Source organism: Streptococcus sp. SCPM-O-B-15277 (M60), assembly GCF_058200335.1.
This window is the reverse complement of sequence record NZ_JBYQGR010000001.1, coordinates 263972-278731: the sequence shown is the minus strand read 5'-3', so window position 1 is coordinate 278731 and position 14760 is coordinate 263972. Positions and strand designations below refer to the sequence as shown.

The following is a 14760-nucleotide window of genomic DNA, read 5'->3' as shown; positions in this document are numbered from 1 at the left end:
AAGTATGAGGACTTTCTATGAAAAATCAAACCCTAATGCAATATTTTGAGTGGTACTTTCCCCACGATGGACAACACTGGACGCGACTTACCGATGATGCTGAGCATCTTGCAAATCTAGGAATTAGCCACGTCTGGATGCCACCTGCCTTTAAAGCTACCAACGAAAAAGATGTCGGTTATGGTGTCTATGACCTTTTTGACCTCGGTGAGTTTGACCAAAAAGGAACTGTGCGTACCAAGTACGGTTTCAAAGAAGACTATCTTCAAGCCATTCAAACACTTAAATCACATGGGATTCAACCTATGGCTGACGTCGTCTTAAACCACAAGGCAGCTGCAGACCGTTTAGAATCCTTCCAGGTTATTGAAGTCGACCCAGAAGATCGCACAATTGAACTTGGAGAACCTTTTACCATCAATGGTTGGACAAACTTTACTTTTGATGGAAGACAAAACACCTACAATGATTTCCACTGGCACTGGTACCATTTCACTGGAACTGACTATGATGCCAAAAGACGGAAGTCTGGTATTTACCTTATCCAGGGAGATAATAAGGGGTGGGCCCACGAAGAATTAGTCGATAACGAAAATGGTAACTATGACTACCTCATGTATGCGGACTTAGATTTTAAGCATCCAGAAGTCATACAAAATATCTATGATTGGGCTGATTGGTTCATGGAAACGACTGGCGTAGCTGGTTTTCGTTTAGATGCAGTCAAGCATATCGACTCCTTCTTTATGCGCAATTTTATTCGCGATATGAAAGAAAAATATGGACAAGACTTCTATGTCTTTGGAGAATTCTGGAATCCAGATAAGGATGCCAACCTTGACTATCTCGAAAAGATTGAAGAGCGCTTTGATCTTGTCGATGTCCGACTCCATATGAATCTCTTTGAAGCAAGCCAAGCTGGTGCAGACTACGATTTGCGTACCATCTTTAATGATAGTCTGGTTCAAATCAAACCAGATAAGGCTGTAACCTTTGTCGAAAACCATGATACTCAACGAGGACAAGCTTTAGAATCTACTGTTGAAGAATGGTTCAAACCAGCAGCCTATGCCCTTATTCTCCTACGTCAAGAAGGGCTTCCATGTGTCTTTTACGGAGACTACTACGGTATCTCTGGTCAATATGCTCAGCAAGATTTTAAAGAAGTTCTTGACCATCTGCTAGCTATCCGAAAAGATTTGGCTTATGGAGAGCAGACGGACTACTTTGATGACCCTAATTGTATCGGTTGGGTTCGTTCTGGAGCTGACAACCAATCGCCTCTTGCCATTCTTATCTCAAACGCTCAAGAGAATTACAAAACTATGTTTGTAGGTCCAGAATGGGCTGATCATACTTTTGTTGATTTACTTGGCAACCATTCAGACCAAGTGACTATTAATACTGAAGGATATGGTGACTTCCCAGTTGCTGAACGTTCTGTCAGTGTTTGGGGACTTACTTATTAAGAACACAAAAAAACTTGCCTATGGCAAGTTTTTTTATTGCTAAATATTAGTCTTTCCAAAGATCCATGGCATTTTTAAAATCAGATGAAACCTGAACATTTTGAGAGTTTGTTGCCTCTCTCTCTTGACGTTTCGCTTCTACCTGGGCTACACTCCTAATCCCTTCATGACGCCAGTTTCGTAGGATAGCTTGGATATATTTCCAATTTGGTTTTCCATTTAGAACAGCTTCTCGTAAGGCTTCTTTTATCAAATCCGCACTAGTTCCGTCTTCTTTCAAACTCTTTTCCAAGTCTTCAATTTCAAATGGGCTCAATAGACGACCTAGCTCCTGTTGGAAAGTATCTACCAAGCTCTTTAAATCATTTGGAGCAGATTGCACCTGGTTTGGAGCTTGTTTTTCAAACAGTTGGTCTAAGCGCTCCAAGGCAAGAGTTGCATCGAAGATTACTTCTATTTCGCCATTCAGTTCAATGGTTCGGTATTGAAGCAACCCTTTCTCAGTCAATCGTGAAATAGCTTGATTGACTTCAGTGACATTTTTGCCAATTTTTTCAGCAATCTGACTTGGAGACAATTCACCTAAAACCGTTGTATTCTGTAGGTAAAAGAATTGCCAAACCAAGAAATCATCGCTTGACGAGAACAGTTGATTGTAATGTAAGAGCAGGTCACTCGGTAACACTAAGTTTCCTGATTTGAAAGCATCTAAATATGTCATAATTCCTCTTATAAATATCCAAAATGAGACACATCATCTTCCACACTCTTCCACTCAAACGGCGTTTCTTGGTAAACTGCATAATTTACCCAGTTACTAAAGAAGAGAGCTGCAGATGAACTCCAACGCATACATGGGAGCTCATGAATGTCATCATTTTTGAAATAATTTTCTGGTATATGTGGATCTAAACCAGCATCTAGATCTCTGAAATATTCCTTTGCAAGCGTATCGCGATCATACTCTAAATGCCCAAAGCTATAGACTTCTCTCAAATCTCGACTCGCAAGGATAGAGATTCCCACCTCTTTTCCTGATGCTAAAATCTCTAGATTTGTTTTATTCAGAATATCTTCTTTGTGGACTTCTGTATGGCGAGAATGAGGGGATACATATAAATCATCAAAACCTCTCAATAGGAGATGACCTTCTTTCAAAACATCTTGAGGATAAATCCCAGAAAGCTTCTGGTCCATCTGGTATTTATCTACGCCATAGCGATAGTATAGACCTGCCTGTGCCCCCCAACAAATATGCAAGGTCGAAAAGACATGAGTCTTAGACCAATCGATAACTTGGGTAAACTCTTGCCAATAGTCCACCTCCTCAAATGGAAGGTGCTCAACTGGAGCTCCTGTGATAATCAAGCCATCAAAATACTCGTCTTTAACTTCCGAGAAGGTCTTATAAAAAGTCTCCATATGCTCAGAACGAGTTGTTTTTGATTGGTGACTTTCCATATATAAGAAATCAATATCTAACTGCAGAGGAGTATTAGCCAAATGTCTTAAGAGCTGAGTTTCTGTTACAATTTTTTGCGGCATTAGATTTAAAATAAGAATTTTCAAGGGTCGGATATCCTGATGAGCCGCCCGTTGATCATCCATGACGAAAATATTTTCTGTTTGTAAAATCTCAACTGCTGGTAATTTTTTATCAATTCGAATCGGCATGGAAATCTCCTAACTGTATCATACTGGACTCAAGTAACCTGACTGTCATCAAATGGAAAAATCCAGTAGATGACACTTCTTCCCTTTATTATACTGTAAGAAGATATAGTTTTCAATTATAGTTTTTCTCTAACTAGATATAGCCTTTTTTTATATCATCATTAAGAGAAAACAGCCCTAGGGACTGTTTTTCATTAATAATGCATCAAAACTTTATAATCGTAATCTCCGATTGCCTCACGACCTTTTAGCTCATCAAGCTCAATCAAGAAGGCACAACCAGCTACGACACCTCCTAATTTCTCAATCATTTCGATTGTAGCCTTAACAGTACCACCTGTTGCCAAGAGGTCATCTACAATAAGAACACGTTGACCTGGTTTGATAGCATCTGCGTGCATGGTCAAAGTATCAACACCATATTCTTTTTCGTAGTCAGCTGAAATGACTTCGCGTGGCAATTTCCCTGGTTTACGAACAGGTGCAAAACCAATTCCCAACTCAAAAGCAACTGGACATCCAACAATAAATCCACGTGCTTCTGGTCCTACGATCATATCAATCTTTTTGTCAGTAGCATATTGAACAATTTCACGAACAGCGTAGCTGTAGGCATTGCCGTTAGCCATCAAAGGGCTGATATCACGGAATGTAATTCCTTCTTGTGGATAATTTTCAATACTTGCAATGTAATCTTTTAAGTTCATAGCGTTTCTTTCTTTTAAAGTTTTTACTCCCTATTATACCATAATTCCTAGAAAAGCAAAATAGAAAGAAGCCTTGAAACTTGGTCCAAGACTTCTCATTTTTTCTTCAATTGTTGCTAGCATTCGCTGAATGAAGTACTTACTTCTTTTTGCTTTTAGAAGTTTGATTTCGTTGACGATTTTGTTGGATGCGCCACTCTCGCTCAAAGTAAGACATGGTTTCAAATACTCTCTTTGGTAAGCCAACATCCAGCAAATAGATTGGGATTTTCAAAACGTTAGAATGTTTTGAACTTGTAAATCTACTTCGAAGACGATTCCAGAAAGAGTTGGATTTTAAAAGTTCCTTGTCATAAAACCGAACCTCAATCATATAAAAATCCCTTGCATTTCTACTACCCTTAATTCTCGTGAGAGCAAACTGTTCTACCTGTCCCCAGGAATAAAACTGCCAGTCTTTCTTTGGATATGGTTTATAGAAAAATCCTTGAGCCGTACATTTCAAATACTCTTTATCAGAAAAAAGCAGTCGCAAACGTTGATACAAAATGAAGCCAACGATGATGATTAAGAAACCAATAAAGAGAATTAAAGCCACCAATCCCATAGGTGGTTCTTCGGGATAGCTCAGCAAAAACGAAAGTATCCAAAGTAGAAGAGCCAACTCTAGTAGGTAAAGAATAAGGCTCAAGACGATTTTCTTACTACTCCATTTAATAATTGTTTCTTCCATTATACTAACTCACTTAAATATTCATAGCGTTCATATTTTTCCAGCAAGTCTTCATTTTTCTCGTCTAACTCTTTTTGAAGGGTAGCTAGTTTCCCAAAGTCAGAACCATTTGCTAGCATTTCTTCCTCTATAGAAGAGATGCGGTTTTCCAAGGCTTCGATGTCTCCTTCGATGCTTGCCCACTCCTGCTTTTCTTGGTAGGTCATCCGTTTCTTTTCTTCACGAACTTTAACGACTTTTTCCTTCTCAACTTTTTGACTTGCTGTTACTGCTTCTGCTTCAAAGGCCTTTTCATCCAGATAGTCCGTGTAATGACCAAAGAAAGGACGAATGGTTCCATTCTCAAAAGCAAGAATCTTGGTTGCTACCTTATCAAGGAAGTAACGGTCGTGGCTAACTGTCAAGACTGGGCCTGCAAATCCTTGCAAGAAATTCTCCAAGACTGTCAAAGTCGCAATGTCTAAGTCATTTGTCGGTTCGTCTAATAAGAGTACATTGGGCTTTTCTAGGAGAAGTTTGAGGAGATAAAGACGTTTCTTCTCTCCGCCTGACAGCTTCTCAATCAAGGTGCCGTGCGTTGAACGTGGGAAAAGGAACTGCTCTAGCAACTCAGCGATAGAAGTTGTTGAGCCACCACTAGTCTTCACCTCTTCTGCCACTTCCTGCAGGTAATTGATAACTCGCTTACTTTCATCCAATCCTTCGATTTGTTGAGAGAAATAGGCGATACGAACCGTTTCGCCGATGATCACTTGTCCATCAGTTGGTTCAAGACTGCCGGCAATAAGGTTAAGAAGGGTTGACTTTCCTACACCATTATCCCCAACGATTCCGATACGGTCTTTGGCTTGCACCAAAAGATTAAAATGTTGCAATATCGGTTCTTTGTCATAGGCAAAGGAAACATCCTTAAACTCGATGACCTTTTTACCGATACGACTGGTTTCAAAATTCATGGTCAAATCTGTTTCAACACTAGTATCTGAAACTTCCTTTTTCAAGTCGTGGAAACGATTGATACGAGCCTGTTGCTTGGTTGCACGAGCTTGCGGTTGTCGTCTCATCCAGGCCAATTCCTGCTTATAAAGTTGTTCCTTTTTGTGAAGAAGAGCTGCATCGCGTTCATCCTGTTCTGCCTTGAGACGAACATAATCTTGGTAATTTCCTTGATATTCTGTCAAACCTGCTCGGTCCAACTCAAAGATTCGCGTAGAAAGAGCATCTAAGAAATAGCGGTCGTGGGTGATAAAAAGAACTGTTTTCTTGGAATTTTTCAAAAAGAGGGTTAACCACTCAATGGTCGCAATGTCCAAATGGTTGGTTGGCTCATCTAGTAACAAAAGATCATGGTTTCCTAAAAGCACTTGCGCCAATTGAACCCGTCTACGGAGACCACCCGACAAGGCTCCAACAGGAGTTGATAAGTCTTGAATGCCAAGTTTACTTAAAACGGTCTTGACCTGGCTTTCAATTTCCCAAGCCTGAAGAGAATCCATCTCCGCCATGACCCGTTCTAGACGCGCCTGCTTGTCCTCACTATAGTTGAGCATAAGGAGTTCATACTCACGAATCAGTTTAATTTCTTTGAGATCACTGGATAGGACAGTATCCAAGACAGTCTTGCTATCATCAAAATCCGGATCCTGAGTCAGGTAGCCAATCTTGTAATCACTCTTTGCTGAAAAAGGACTAACATCGCCATCAAATCCTGAAACTCCCGAAAGAACATCCAAAAGAGTAGTCTTTCCTGTACCGTTGACACCGATAAGACCGATTCTGTCCAAGTCATGAATGATAAAGGAAATATCCTTAAAGACGGTCTTGTCACCAACGGATTTGCTTAGTTTTTCAACGATAAAATCACTCATTTTCTCTCCCTTAAGTATGCATGAATGGCTTCCACTTCATTATCTAGATTACCATCCACAATAGCGTACTCAATTTCCTCTAAAGCATCTCCCAATTCAGGACCTGGCTGGTAGCCGTACTCTTTGATGAGAATACCTCCATTGATTTGCATCTCTTTCTTATCGTGAATGGTCAAACTCTCGTAGGTTTCTGTGATTGCTTGCGGATTGACTTTCTTCCCTTGAGCTTTGCGAAGATTTTCAGCCTGTAGAAGTAAGTCCAAATCAAAACGGTAACAATCACGCTTGCCGAGCTCCCCTTCTTCTCGGAGAACCAAAATAGACAGCAAATCCTGCACCTGCTTGGAAAATTGGCGTGAGGTCTTCCAATGTTTTAAAAATTGTTGAGCATTTTCTACTTCTAAAACCCATAAAAGTGCTGCCCACGCTTGTTCAGAAGATTCAAAAGTAAAATCTTCTTCTAAATCAGACAAAGATTGAAGTTTCTCCTGACTGCCTACCATATCGGGAAGATAATCATAAGCTTGACTCTCAATCATAGATGATAAACCTACTCGCCAATAGGGAGCCAGTAAAAGCTTATCAAACTCGACAAAGGTGCGCTCCACAGAGATTTTCTCCAAGAGTGGCGTTAAGGCCTTCATCGCTTCAAACGTTTCTTGCTCGAGTTCAAAACCAAGACTAGCTTGGAAGCGAAAACCACGCATGATGCGTAAAGCATCTTCATTAAAACGTTCACTAGCAATTCCAACTGCACGTAGGACCTGATTTTCTAAATCTTTGAGCCCGTCAAATAAATCAACGATTTCCCCTGTCTCATCCAAGGCAAAGGCATTGACTGTAAAATCACGACGCTTGAGGTCTTCTTCCAACGAACGCACAAAAGAAACTGCGCTTGGTCTTCGATAGTCTACATAGACATCTTCTGTCCGAAAAGTGGTTACTTCGTACTCCTCATCTCCATCTAAAACTAAGACAGTTCCATGCTCAATACCGATATCGGCTGTACGGGGGAAAATCTGCTTAGTCTCTTCAGGATAAGAAGAAGTCGCAATATCCACGTCATGGATGGGACGATTGAGTAGAGCATCCCTAACAGATCCCCCCACAAAATAAGCTTCAAATCCTGCTTCTTTAATTTTTTCTAATACTGGTAAAGCCTTCTGAAATTCAGAAGGCATTTTTGTTAATCTCATAATAAGTGTTCTAATCCATAGACAAGCTCATGACGCTTGACAACTTCTTTGATTCCCAAATTCACTCCTGTCATGAAGGAGCTACGATCATAGGAGTCATGACGCAGGGTCAATCCTTCTCCCTGATTTCCAAAAATGACTTCCTGATGGGCTACCAATCCTGGTAAGCGAACCGAATGTATACGCATGCCATCAAAGTTAGCACCACGCGCACCAGCAATGAGTTCTTCCTCATCAGGTGCCCCTTGTTGAATAGACTCACGAACTTGTGCCATCAACTCAGCTGTTTTAATAGCTGTACCACTCGGTGCATCTTTTTTCTTGTCATGGTGAAGCTCAATAATCTCCACATTTGGAAAGTATTTAGCTGCTTGTGCGGCAAATTGCATGAGTAAGACAGCACCCAAAGCAAAGTTAGGAGCAATCAAGCCACCCAAGTTTTTAGAACGAGAAAAATCTTTTAATTCTTCGATTTCTTGACTAGTAAAGCCTGTTGTTCCAACTACTGGCGCAAAGCCATTTTCAAGAGCAAAGCGTGTATTCTCATAGGCAACAGCTGGGGTAGTAAAGTCCACCCAAACATCCGCATCATAGCCTGTTAAGTCATTTTTATCGTTGAAAACAGGAATCCCCTGCCAGTCAGATGCAGACACAAAAGGATCCAAAACGGCTACTAGTTCCAATTCAGGATCAGACAAAACCATCTGACAAGCAGCTTGACCCATTCTCCCCTTAAAACCTGCGATAATCACTCGAATACTCATCTCTACTCCAGTCTAAGATACAAAGCCTGTAAGAACACAAAGTGAAAATAGGAGTTCTGATTAAGGAGTCGATACTCCTTGGAAGAACTATCTTTTTCACACAGGGTTCCAGGCGTGTTCAATTGCTAAGATACAAAGGACGTTAGCTGACCATGAAAAATAGGGGATGGCGCTGACTTTCCATGAAAGGCAAGACAGGCATCTTTTTTCAAGAGGCAGATAGTCCGTGTTCAATTTCTAAGATACAAAGCCTGTAAGAACAATCTAGACGATTGGTGTATAACCCAAAGCAATACTTCCTTCACCAAGGTGAGTTCCAATAACACTACCGAAGGTTGCAATTGAAATATCTGTAGCTACACCACCATCTATCAAAAGTTGACGCAAATCTGCCGCTTTTTGAGGGGCGTTCCCATGAATCACTACAATTCGGTAGTTCCCGTTACTTGTTGCTTCTTTGACAATTTCAACCAGGCGTTTTGTTGCTTTCTTCTCTGTACGAACCTTCTCATAAACTTCGATAACACCTTGGTCATTGAAATATAGAATTGGTTTAATACTAAGAAGATTCCCTAAAATAGCTGCGCCATTTGATAAACGACCACCTTTAACCAGATGATCAAGGTCATCTACCATGATAAAGGCAGAAGTATGTTCAATCTGTTCAGTTACCTTTTCTAAGATAGACTCGAAATCTTCTCCCTGCTCAACCCACTGAAAAACACTTTCCACCATAAAACCTAGTGGAGCACTTGTAATACGAGTATCAGGAAAAGCAATTGTTAATCCTTCGAACTCATCCATCATATACTGGATATTCTGGTGAAATCCTGAAATCCCAGAAGAAAGGAAGAGGCCCAAAACATGAGTATAACCTTTTTCTTTCAAGGATGACAAAATTTCATCTAACTTAGCAATACTTGGCTGACTTGTTTTCGGCAGTTCAGATGAACGAGCCATTTTTTCATAAAATTCTTGAGCGGTTAGATTTACACCTTCAACATACTCCTGTCCATCGATATTCACAGGAATGTCTAGCACAAATAAGTCTTCTTTCCGCAAGGTTTCCGCTTGTAGAAAAGCAGATGAGTCTGTTATGACCGCTAATTTCATTTTTAAAACTCCAAATTAATTCCTGGTAAATCTAATGCGATTTCCGTCACTTCGTAAGTCAAACGGTTTAGCATATCCAAAGAAGGACGAGCAAGCGTCTCAACTTCTTCTTGACTGAAGTCACTTGGTTGATCTACGATGCGACCTTCTACGTGGTTTACTTGAGAAATAGTACCACTTATAACAAATTTATCAAAGACAATCATAAAGCTCAAAACAACTACGAGAGAAGTCACCTGATTTTCTTGGTCATGTTGAAGTAGTTGGAAGTTCACATCAACCTTTGTTTCAGGAATTCCGTTCTCATTTTCCCATTCAAAATTACGCGCATCAAAGTGATACTGACTTACAAATTCTTGTTCACGTTTTAAATTCATCATATTCTCCATGGTTACAATTTACTTTGACATTGTAACATATTTTCTTATTTTCTGCTAACTTTCCTAAATTCCGATTTCTGCTTTCACAACTTCAGCAATGGTATCCACATAGTAATCTACTTCTTCAGTTGTTGGTGCTTCAGCCATGACACGCAAGAGTGGCTCAGTTCCACTTGGGCGAACGAGAATACGTCCGTTACCTGCCATCTCTTCTTCCATCTTATCGATAATAGCCTTGATAGCTGGTACTTCCATGGCTTTGTCTTTCATGGTGTTTTCCACACGGATATTAACCAATTTTTGTGGGTAAATTGTTACTTCTGAAGCCAATTGAGATAAGCTCTTACCTGTTTCTTGCATGATCTTAGTCAATTGAACTGCTGAAAGTTGACCATCACCAGTTGTGTTATAGTCCATCAAAATAACATGACCTGACTGCTCTCCACCGAGATTGTAGCCTGATTTTCTCATTTCTTCAACTACATAGCGGTCTCCAACAGCAGTGACAGCTTTATTAATGCCTTCACGATCCAAGGCTTTATGGAAACCAAGGTTGGACATAACTGTTGTTACAATTGTATTTTGTGCCAATTGACCTTTTTCAGAAAGGTATTTACCGATGATATACATAATCTTATCACCGTCGACAATCTCACCGTTTTCATCTACTGCAATCAAACGATCGCTGTCCCCATCAAAGGCTAAACCAATGGCAGATTTACTTTCTTTTACAAGTTCTTGCAAGGCTTCTGGATGAGTGGAACCAACGTTCAAGTTGATGTTGAGTCCATCTGGAGTTTCTCCGATAACAGTGATTTGAGCGCCCAAGTCTGCAAAAATTTGTCGAGCACTTGTTGAAGCAGCGCCGTTTGCAGTATCCAAGGCTACCTTCATCCCTTCAAGAGCTGTTCCAGTTGAAACAAGATAAGCTTCATACTTGCGCAAACCTTCTGGATAATCAACCACAGTACCTAGACCTTCAGCGCTTGGACGTGGAAGAGTATCTTCACTCGCATCAAGCAAGGCTTCGATTTCGGCTTCCTTGTCATCGTCAAGTTTAAAGCCATCACCACCAAAGAATTTAATTCCGTTATCAAGGGCTGGATTGTGGCTAGCTGAAATCATGACACCTGCACTTGCTCCCTCCGTTTTAACCAAGTATGCTACTGCTGGTGTTGCAAGAACACCAAGCTTATAAACGTGAATTCCAACTGAAAGGAGACCAGCAATGAGAGCTGATTCTAACATTTGACCTGAAATACGTGTATCACGTCCTACGAAAACCTTAGGCGCTTCTGTCGCATGTTGACTGAGGACATATCCTCCGAAACGTCCCAATTTAAAGGCCAATTCTGGCGTTAATTCTACGTTTGCTTCTCCGCGGACTCCATCCGTTCCAAAATATTTACCCATTTTAAGATTCCTTTTCTAGTATTTTTTTAATTTAAGATTCTGGCTTCGTCTCTGCTGATGTCGTTGAAGAGTTTTCAGTAGACGAAGTATTACTTGTTGTTCTGACAGTTTTAGTTGAGACTTTCATAGTCGTTTCAAAAGGTGTAATCACTGTTGGTAAGACAGAACCATTTTTATCCACAGCTTGCAAGGGAACTGATCCAGAGTAGTTTCCTGTAATCTGTTCACTCGTTGGTAAAACGGCTACAATTCTATCAATCTTAGACAGTGTATCCGCATCGCTAGTTACTGAAACTTTTTCATCAGAAACAGTCACACGTTCGATGATAATACGATCATCAATTTGACTAGAATCGATTTGAGGAACCACTGATACGTTATTTTTAGTGACTTTCTTACCAATCTTGACTGTGATCTTTTGTGGTGTTGCTACAGCTGTCAAACCACTTGGAAGATTTTCAATGGTCAAGGGAACTTCAATCGTTCCTTCTGTAGCCTGGGTCAAATCAGCAGTCACTTTAAATTTACGAGTGCTTTCCTGCATCTCACTAGCCAAGGCCACCCGATTTGAACCCGTTAGAAACACTGTCACTTCTGAGCTAAAACCACTGATAAAATACTGCTCACTATCATACTGAATATCAATCGGTACATTGACTACCGTATTGGTATAGGTTTCAGTTTTAGTTTGTCTTGCGTTGGTATTGTTTTGATAATTGATTGATGTTGCATAGATAAACAGGACACATGCAAAGAGGAGCGAGGAGATGATATAAAGACTATTTCTTTTCATTATTCCAGCCTCCTAATAGACGTTCTTTTAAGCTTGGTTCTTGTGCATCCTTAGGTATCAGAATACGACGTAGTTCTTCCTCGAATTCTTCCAAACTTAGATCATGTTTGAAGACACCGTTATAGGTGATGGATATACCTCCAGTTTCCTCAGATACAACAAAAGTAAGGGCATCTGAAACTTCTGATAAACCTATGGCTGCACGGTGACGAGTTCCGAACTCTTTGGAAATACCAGTGTTTTCAGTCAGTGGTAAATAGGCAGAAGTTACTGCAATCCGATCTCCACTGATAATGACTGCACCGTCATGGAGAGGCGTATTAGGGATAAAGATGTTAATTAATAACTCAGCAGAAATCTTAGCATCCAAAGGAATTCCTGTAACGATATACTCCTGTAAGGTTCTCACACGTTGAACAGCTACTAAAGCTCCAATCTTTCGCGGGCTCATATACTCAACCGATTTTACAAAAGCCTGGACCATTTTCTCTTCTGAACTCATAGGAGTATTTGAAAAGAAGTCCGTAGCTCGACCTAATCGTTCCAAACCTGTCCGAATTTCTGGAGAAAAGATAACAACCGCTGCGATAACTCCATAGGTAATCAATTGGTTAATCAACCAGGAAATAGTCGTCAAGCCCAAAAAATTAGCCACAATCTGAGCTAAGATAAAAACTAAAACGCCTCGAACCAAAATCATAATCTTGGTTCCTGCAATTGATTTTGTAAATTGATATAAGATATAAGCGACGATTAGAATATCAATCACATTTATCGCAATACTCCAAGGACTGGAAAACAAACTAGACCAGTATTGAAGATTAGATAATTGCTGAAAATTCATCCTGTGTCCCCTCTCCAAAAAAGCTTCTCTTCATTATACCATTTTTAATGGAAATTTTCTCCCCCCTACCTCATTTTAAATTAGTAGAAAATATGATAGAATAAAATGATAAAAATGAAATAAGGAGAAACCATGTCTGAACTATATGATATCACCATCATAGGAGGTGGCCCAGTTGGTCTTTTCGCAGCCTTTTATGCACATTTACGTCAAGCTAAAGTACAAATCATTGACTCTCTTCCTCAATTAGGTGGTCAACCTGCCATCCTTTATCCTGAGAAACAAATTCTTGATGTCCCAGGTTTCCCAAATCTCACTGGTGAAGAACTAACGAATCGCCTCTTAGAACAACTAAAAGGTTTTGATACACCAGCACATCTCAATGAAACTGTTCTTGAAATTGAAAAAGAGAATGATGTGTTTAAGATAACAACTACTAAAGGTATTCATAGTAGTAAAGCTGTCATTATCGCTATGGGAGGTGGAGCTTTTAAACCACGTCCACTTGAATTAGATGGTGTTGATAGTTATGAAAATATCCATTATCACGTTTCTAACATTCAACAATATGCTGGTAAGAAAGTAACCATCCTGGGTGGAGGAGACTCTGCCGTGGACTGGGCATTAGCTTTTGAAAAGATTGCTCCAACTACACTTGTTCACCGTCGAGATAACTTCCGTGCGCTTGAACATAGTGTCCAAGCCCTTCAAGAATCATCTGTTAGCATCAAAACACCATTTGTGCCAAGTCAACTTCTTGGAGATGGAAAAAAGCTTGACAAGCTTGAAATCACAAAAGTCAAATCCGATGAGACCGAAACTATTGAACTCGACCACCTCTTTGTCAACTATGGCTTCAAATCATCAGTTGGTAATCTTAAAAACTGGGGACTCGACCTTAACCGTCACAAGATTATCGTCAATAGCAAGCAAGAATCAAGCCAAGCTGGAATTTACGCTATCGGTGACTGCTGCTACTACGATGGTAAGATTGACTTGATTGCAACAGGTCTTGGTGAAGCACCAACTGCTGTCAACAATGCCATTAACTACATCGACCCTCAACAAAAAGTACAACCAAAACATTCAACAAGTTTATAAGAAAAAAACCACGAATCCTTGGATTCGTGGTTTTATAGTTCTTGAGCGATTTGATGCAATCTTTCTGCTCTTGTATATCGTATTTATCTTTAGTATTGGTCAGCTTGATGATGTTCTCAGTTGCTTTCTAATCGCCTTTTACAGCTTGCTGAAAGATCGCAAAGGCTAATAACGCCTCATTGTTGCCAGCCATACCCATTTCTTCAAGTTGTTTCTTGATTTTACTATACGTCACATCCAAAGATAAGAGGGTTTCAAAGGCTTTTTTAGATCAGTTTTTTTCTTCTAGCTATGCCAGACGCTTTTCCTCCTTTTGAGCTAATAGCTCTTATTTCATCTTTGCTTCGTTCTGTAACTGGTTTTAGGTTTTTTGTTCCATCTCTAGGCAATTTTAAACCTCCTTTCAAACAAAAAAATCACAAGCATTTTATACTTATGATTTCATTGTATATGGTAGAAAGAGGGTATTTTTACGCTATTCCTAATAACTTTTCAATTTTATTGAGTAAATCTCTATATTTTGAGTTGTCTTTTTCGTTGTTGACAAGATATTCATTTGCGACAATATTTAATGATTGATATAACCCGCCCATAATTCCGGATTGTTTCTCAGTCAGTTCAATCTTCTTAGCGTATTCATCATAATACATCTTGCAATTCTCATATATACGCTCATTCAACTTATTATAAAGATTAGTCATTTTC

At 39.8% G+C, this 14760-nt stretch carries 15 protein-coding genes and 1 pseudogene; 2 read left to right on the top strand and 14 right to left on the bottom strand.

Translation table 11 applies throughout. The annotated features are described in order from the left end of the window. The first annotated feature begins 17 nt into the window (after positions 1 to 17). Positions 18 to 1469, top strand: coding sequence for an alpha-amylase (locus AC3E9F_RS01440; RefSeq protein ID WP_490672709.1), 1452 nt, complete (start codon positions 18 to 20; stop codon positions 1467 to 1469). Between the two features lie 46 nt (positions 1470 to 1515). On the opposite strand, the gene AC3E9F_RS01435 is transcribed toward AC3E9F_RS01440, so the two are convergent. The 12 genes from AC3E9F_RS01435 to cdaA all read right to left on the bottom strand — a co-directional run bounded on the left by AC3E9F_RS01435 (position 1516) and on the right by cdaA (position 12954). Then, a complete protein-coding gene (locus AC3E9F_RS01435; protein ID WP_485745942.1) occupies positions 1516 to 2190 on the bottom strand; it encodes a DnaD domain-containing protein in 675 nt (224 codons plus the stop codon). 8 nt (positions 2191 to 2198) lie between these two features. Further along, a complete protein-coding gene (gene metA, locus AC3E9F_RS01430) occupies positions 2199 to 3143 on the bottom strand; it encodes a homoserine O-acetyltransferase MetA (RefSeq protein WP_490672708.1) in 945 nt (314 codons plus the stop codon). A 194-nt stretch (positions 3144 to 3337) separates the two neighbouring features. Further along, positions 3338 to 3850 (bottom strand): adenine phosphoribosyltransferase, encoded by a 513-nt coding sequence (locus tag AC3E9F_RS01425; RefSeq protein WP_001049312.1) that lies wholly within the window; start codon positions 3848 to 3850, stop codon positions 3338 to 3340. Positions 3851 to 3989: 139 nt separating this feature from the next. Further along, entirely contained in the window at positions 3990 to 4583 is a 594-nt protein-coding gene (locus AC3E9F_RS01420; RefSeq protein WP_490672707.1) for a hypothetical protein, read from the bottom strand. Continuing rightward, positions 4583 to 6451: an ABC-F family ATP-binding cassette domain-containing protein gene (locus AC3E9F_RS01415; protein ID WP_490672706.1), complete on the bottom strand. Its 1869-nt coding sequence runs from the start codon at positions 6449 to 6451 to the stop codon at positions 4583 to 4585. The genes AC3E9F_RS01420 and AC3E9F_RS01415 overlap by 1 nt, the downstream gene beginning before the upstream one ends. Next, on the bottom strand, positions 6448 to 7647 hold the full coding sequence (locus AC3E9F_RS01410) for a CCA tRNA nucleotidyltransferase (RefSeq protein ID WP_263393905.1): 1200 nt from the start codon (positions 7645 to 7647) through the stop codon (positions 6448 to 6450). Before AC3E9F_RS01410 ends, AC3E9F_RS01415 begins: the two co-directional genes overlap by 4 nt. Beyond that, positions 7644 to 8411, bottom strand: a complete 768-nt coding sequence (gene dapB, locus AC3E9F_RS01405; RefSeq protein WP_263393906.1) for a 4-hydroxy-tetrahydrodipicolinate reductase — start codon at positions 8409 to 8411, stop codon at positions 7644 to 7646. The genes AC3E9F_RS01410 and dapB overlap by 4 nt, the downstream gene beginning before the upstream one ends. Positions 8412 to 8675: 264 nt before the next feature. Further along, positions 8676 to 9524 carry a DegV family protein gene (locus tag AC3E9F_RS01400; RefSeq protein WP_263393907.1) on the bottom strand — a complete coding sequence of 283 codons (849 nt, stop codon included), beginning with the start codon at positions 9522 to 9524 and terminating at the stop codon, positions 8676 to 8678. Positions 9525 to 9526: 2 nt separating this feature from the next. After that, positions 9527 to 9901 (bottom strand): DUF1149 family protein, encoded by a 375-nt coding sequence (locus AC3E9F_RS01395; RefSeq protein ID WP_004252208.1) that lies wholly within the window; start codon positions 9899 to 9901, stop codon positions 9527 to 9529. A 66-nt stretch (positions 9902 to 9967) separates the two neighbouring features. Then, positions 9968 to 11317, bottom strand: coding sequence for a phosphoglucosamine mutase (gene glmM, locus AC3E9F_RS01390; protein WP_263393908.1), 1350 nt, complete (start codon positions 11315 to 11317; stop codon positions 9968 to 9970). A gap of 31 nt (positions 11318 to 11348) precedes the next feature. Next, a complete protein-coding gene (locus AC3E9F_RS01385) occupies positions 11349 to 12110 on the bottom strand; it encodes a CdaR family protein (protein WP_490672705.1) in 762 nt (253 codons plus the stop codon). Further along, complete coding sequence (gene cdaA, locus AC3E9F_RS01380; protein WP_490672704.1) at positions 12097 to 12954, bottom strand: diadenylate cyclase CdaA; 858 nt, start codon at positions 12952 to 12954, stop codon at positions 12097 to 12099. The genes AC3E9F_RS01385 and cdaA overlap by 14 nt, the downstream gene beginning before the upstream one ends. A 132-nt stretch (positions 12955 to 13086) precedes the next feature. Between cdaA and AC3E9F_RS01375 the strand changes: the two genes are divergently transcribed. Beyond that, on the top strand, positions 13087 to 14055 hold the full coding sequence (locus tag AC3E9F_RS01375) for an NAD(P)/FAD-dependent oxidoreductase (protein WP_263393911.1): 969 nt from the start codon (positions 13087 to 13089) through the stop codon (positions 14053 to 14055). Between the two features lie 40 nt (positions 14056 to 14095). Here the strand turns inward: AC3E9F_RS01375 and AC3E9F_RS01370 are convergent. Further along, positions 14096 to 14444, bottom strand: a pseudogene (locus AC3E9F_RS01370) (stress-induced protein); the annotation flags it as partial. A gap of 81 nt (positions 14445 to 14525) precedes the next feature. Beyond that, positions 14526 to 14705: a hypothetical protein gene (locus tag AC3E9F_RS01365; protein ID WP_263393912.1), complete on the bottom strand. Its 180-nt coding sequence runs from the start codon at positions 14703 to 14705 to the stop codon at positions 14526 to 14528. Positions 14706 to 14760: the final 55 nt, after the last annotated feature.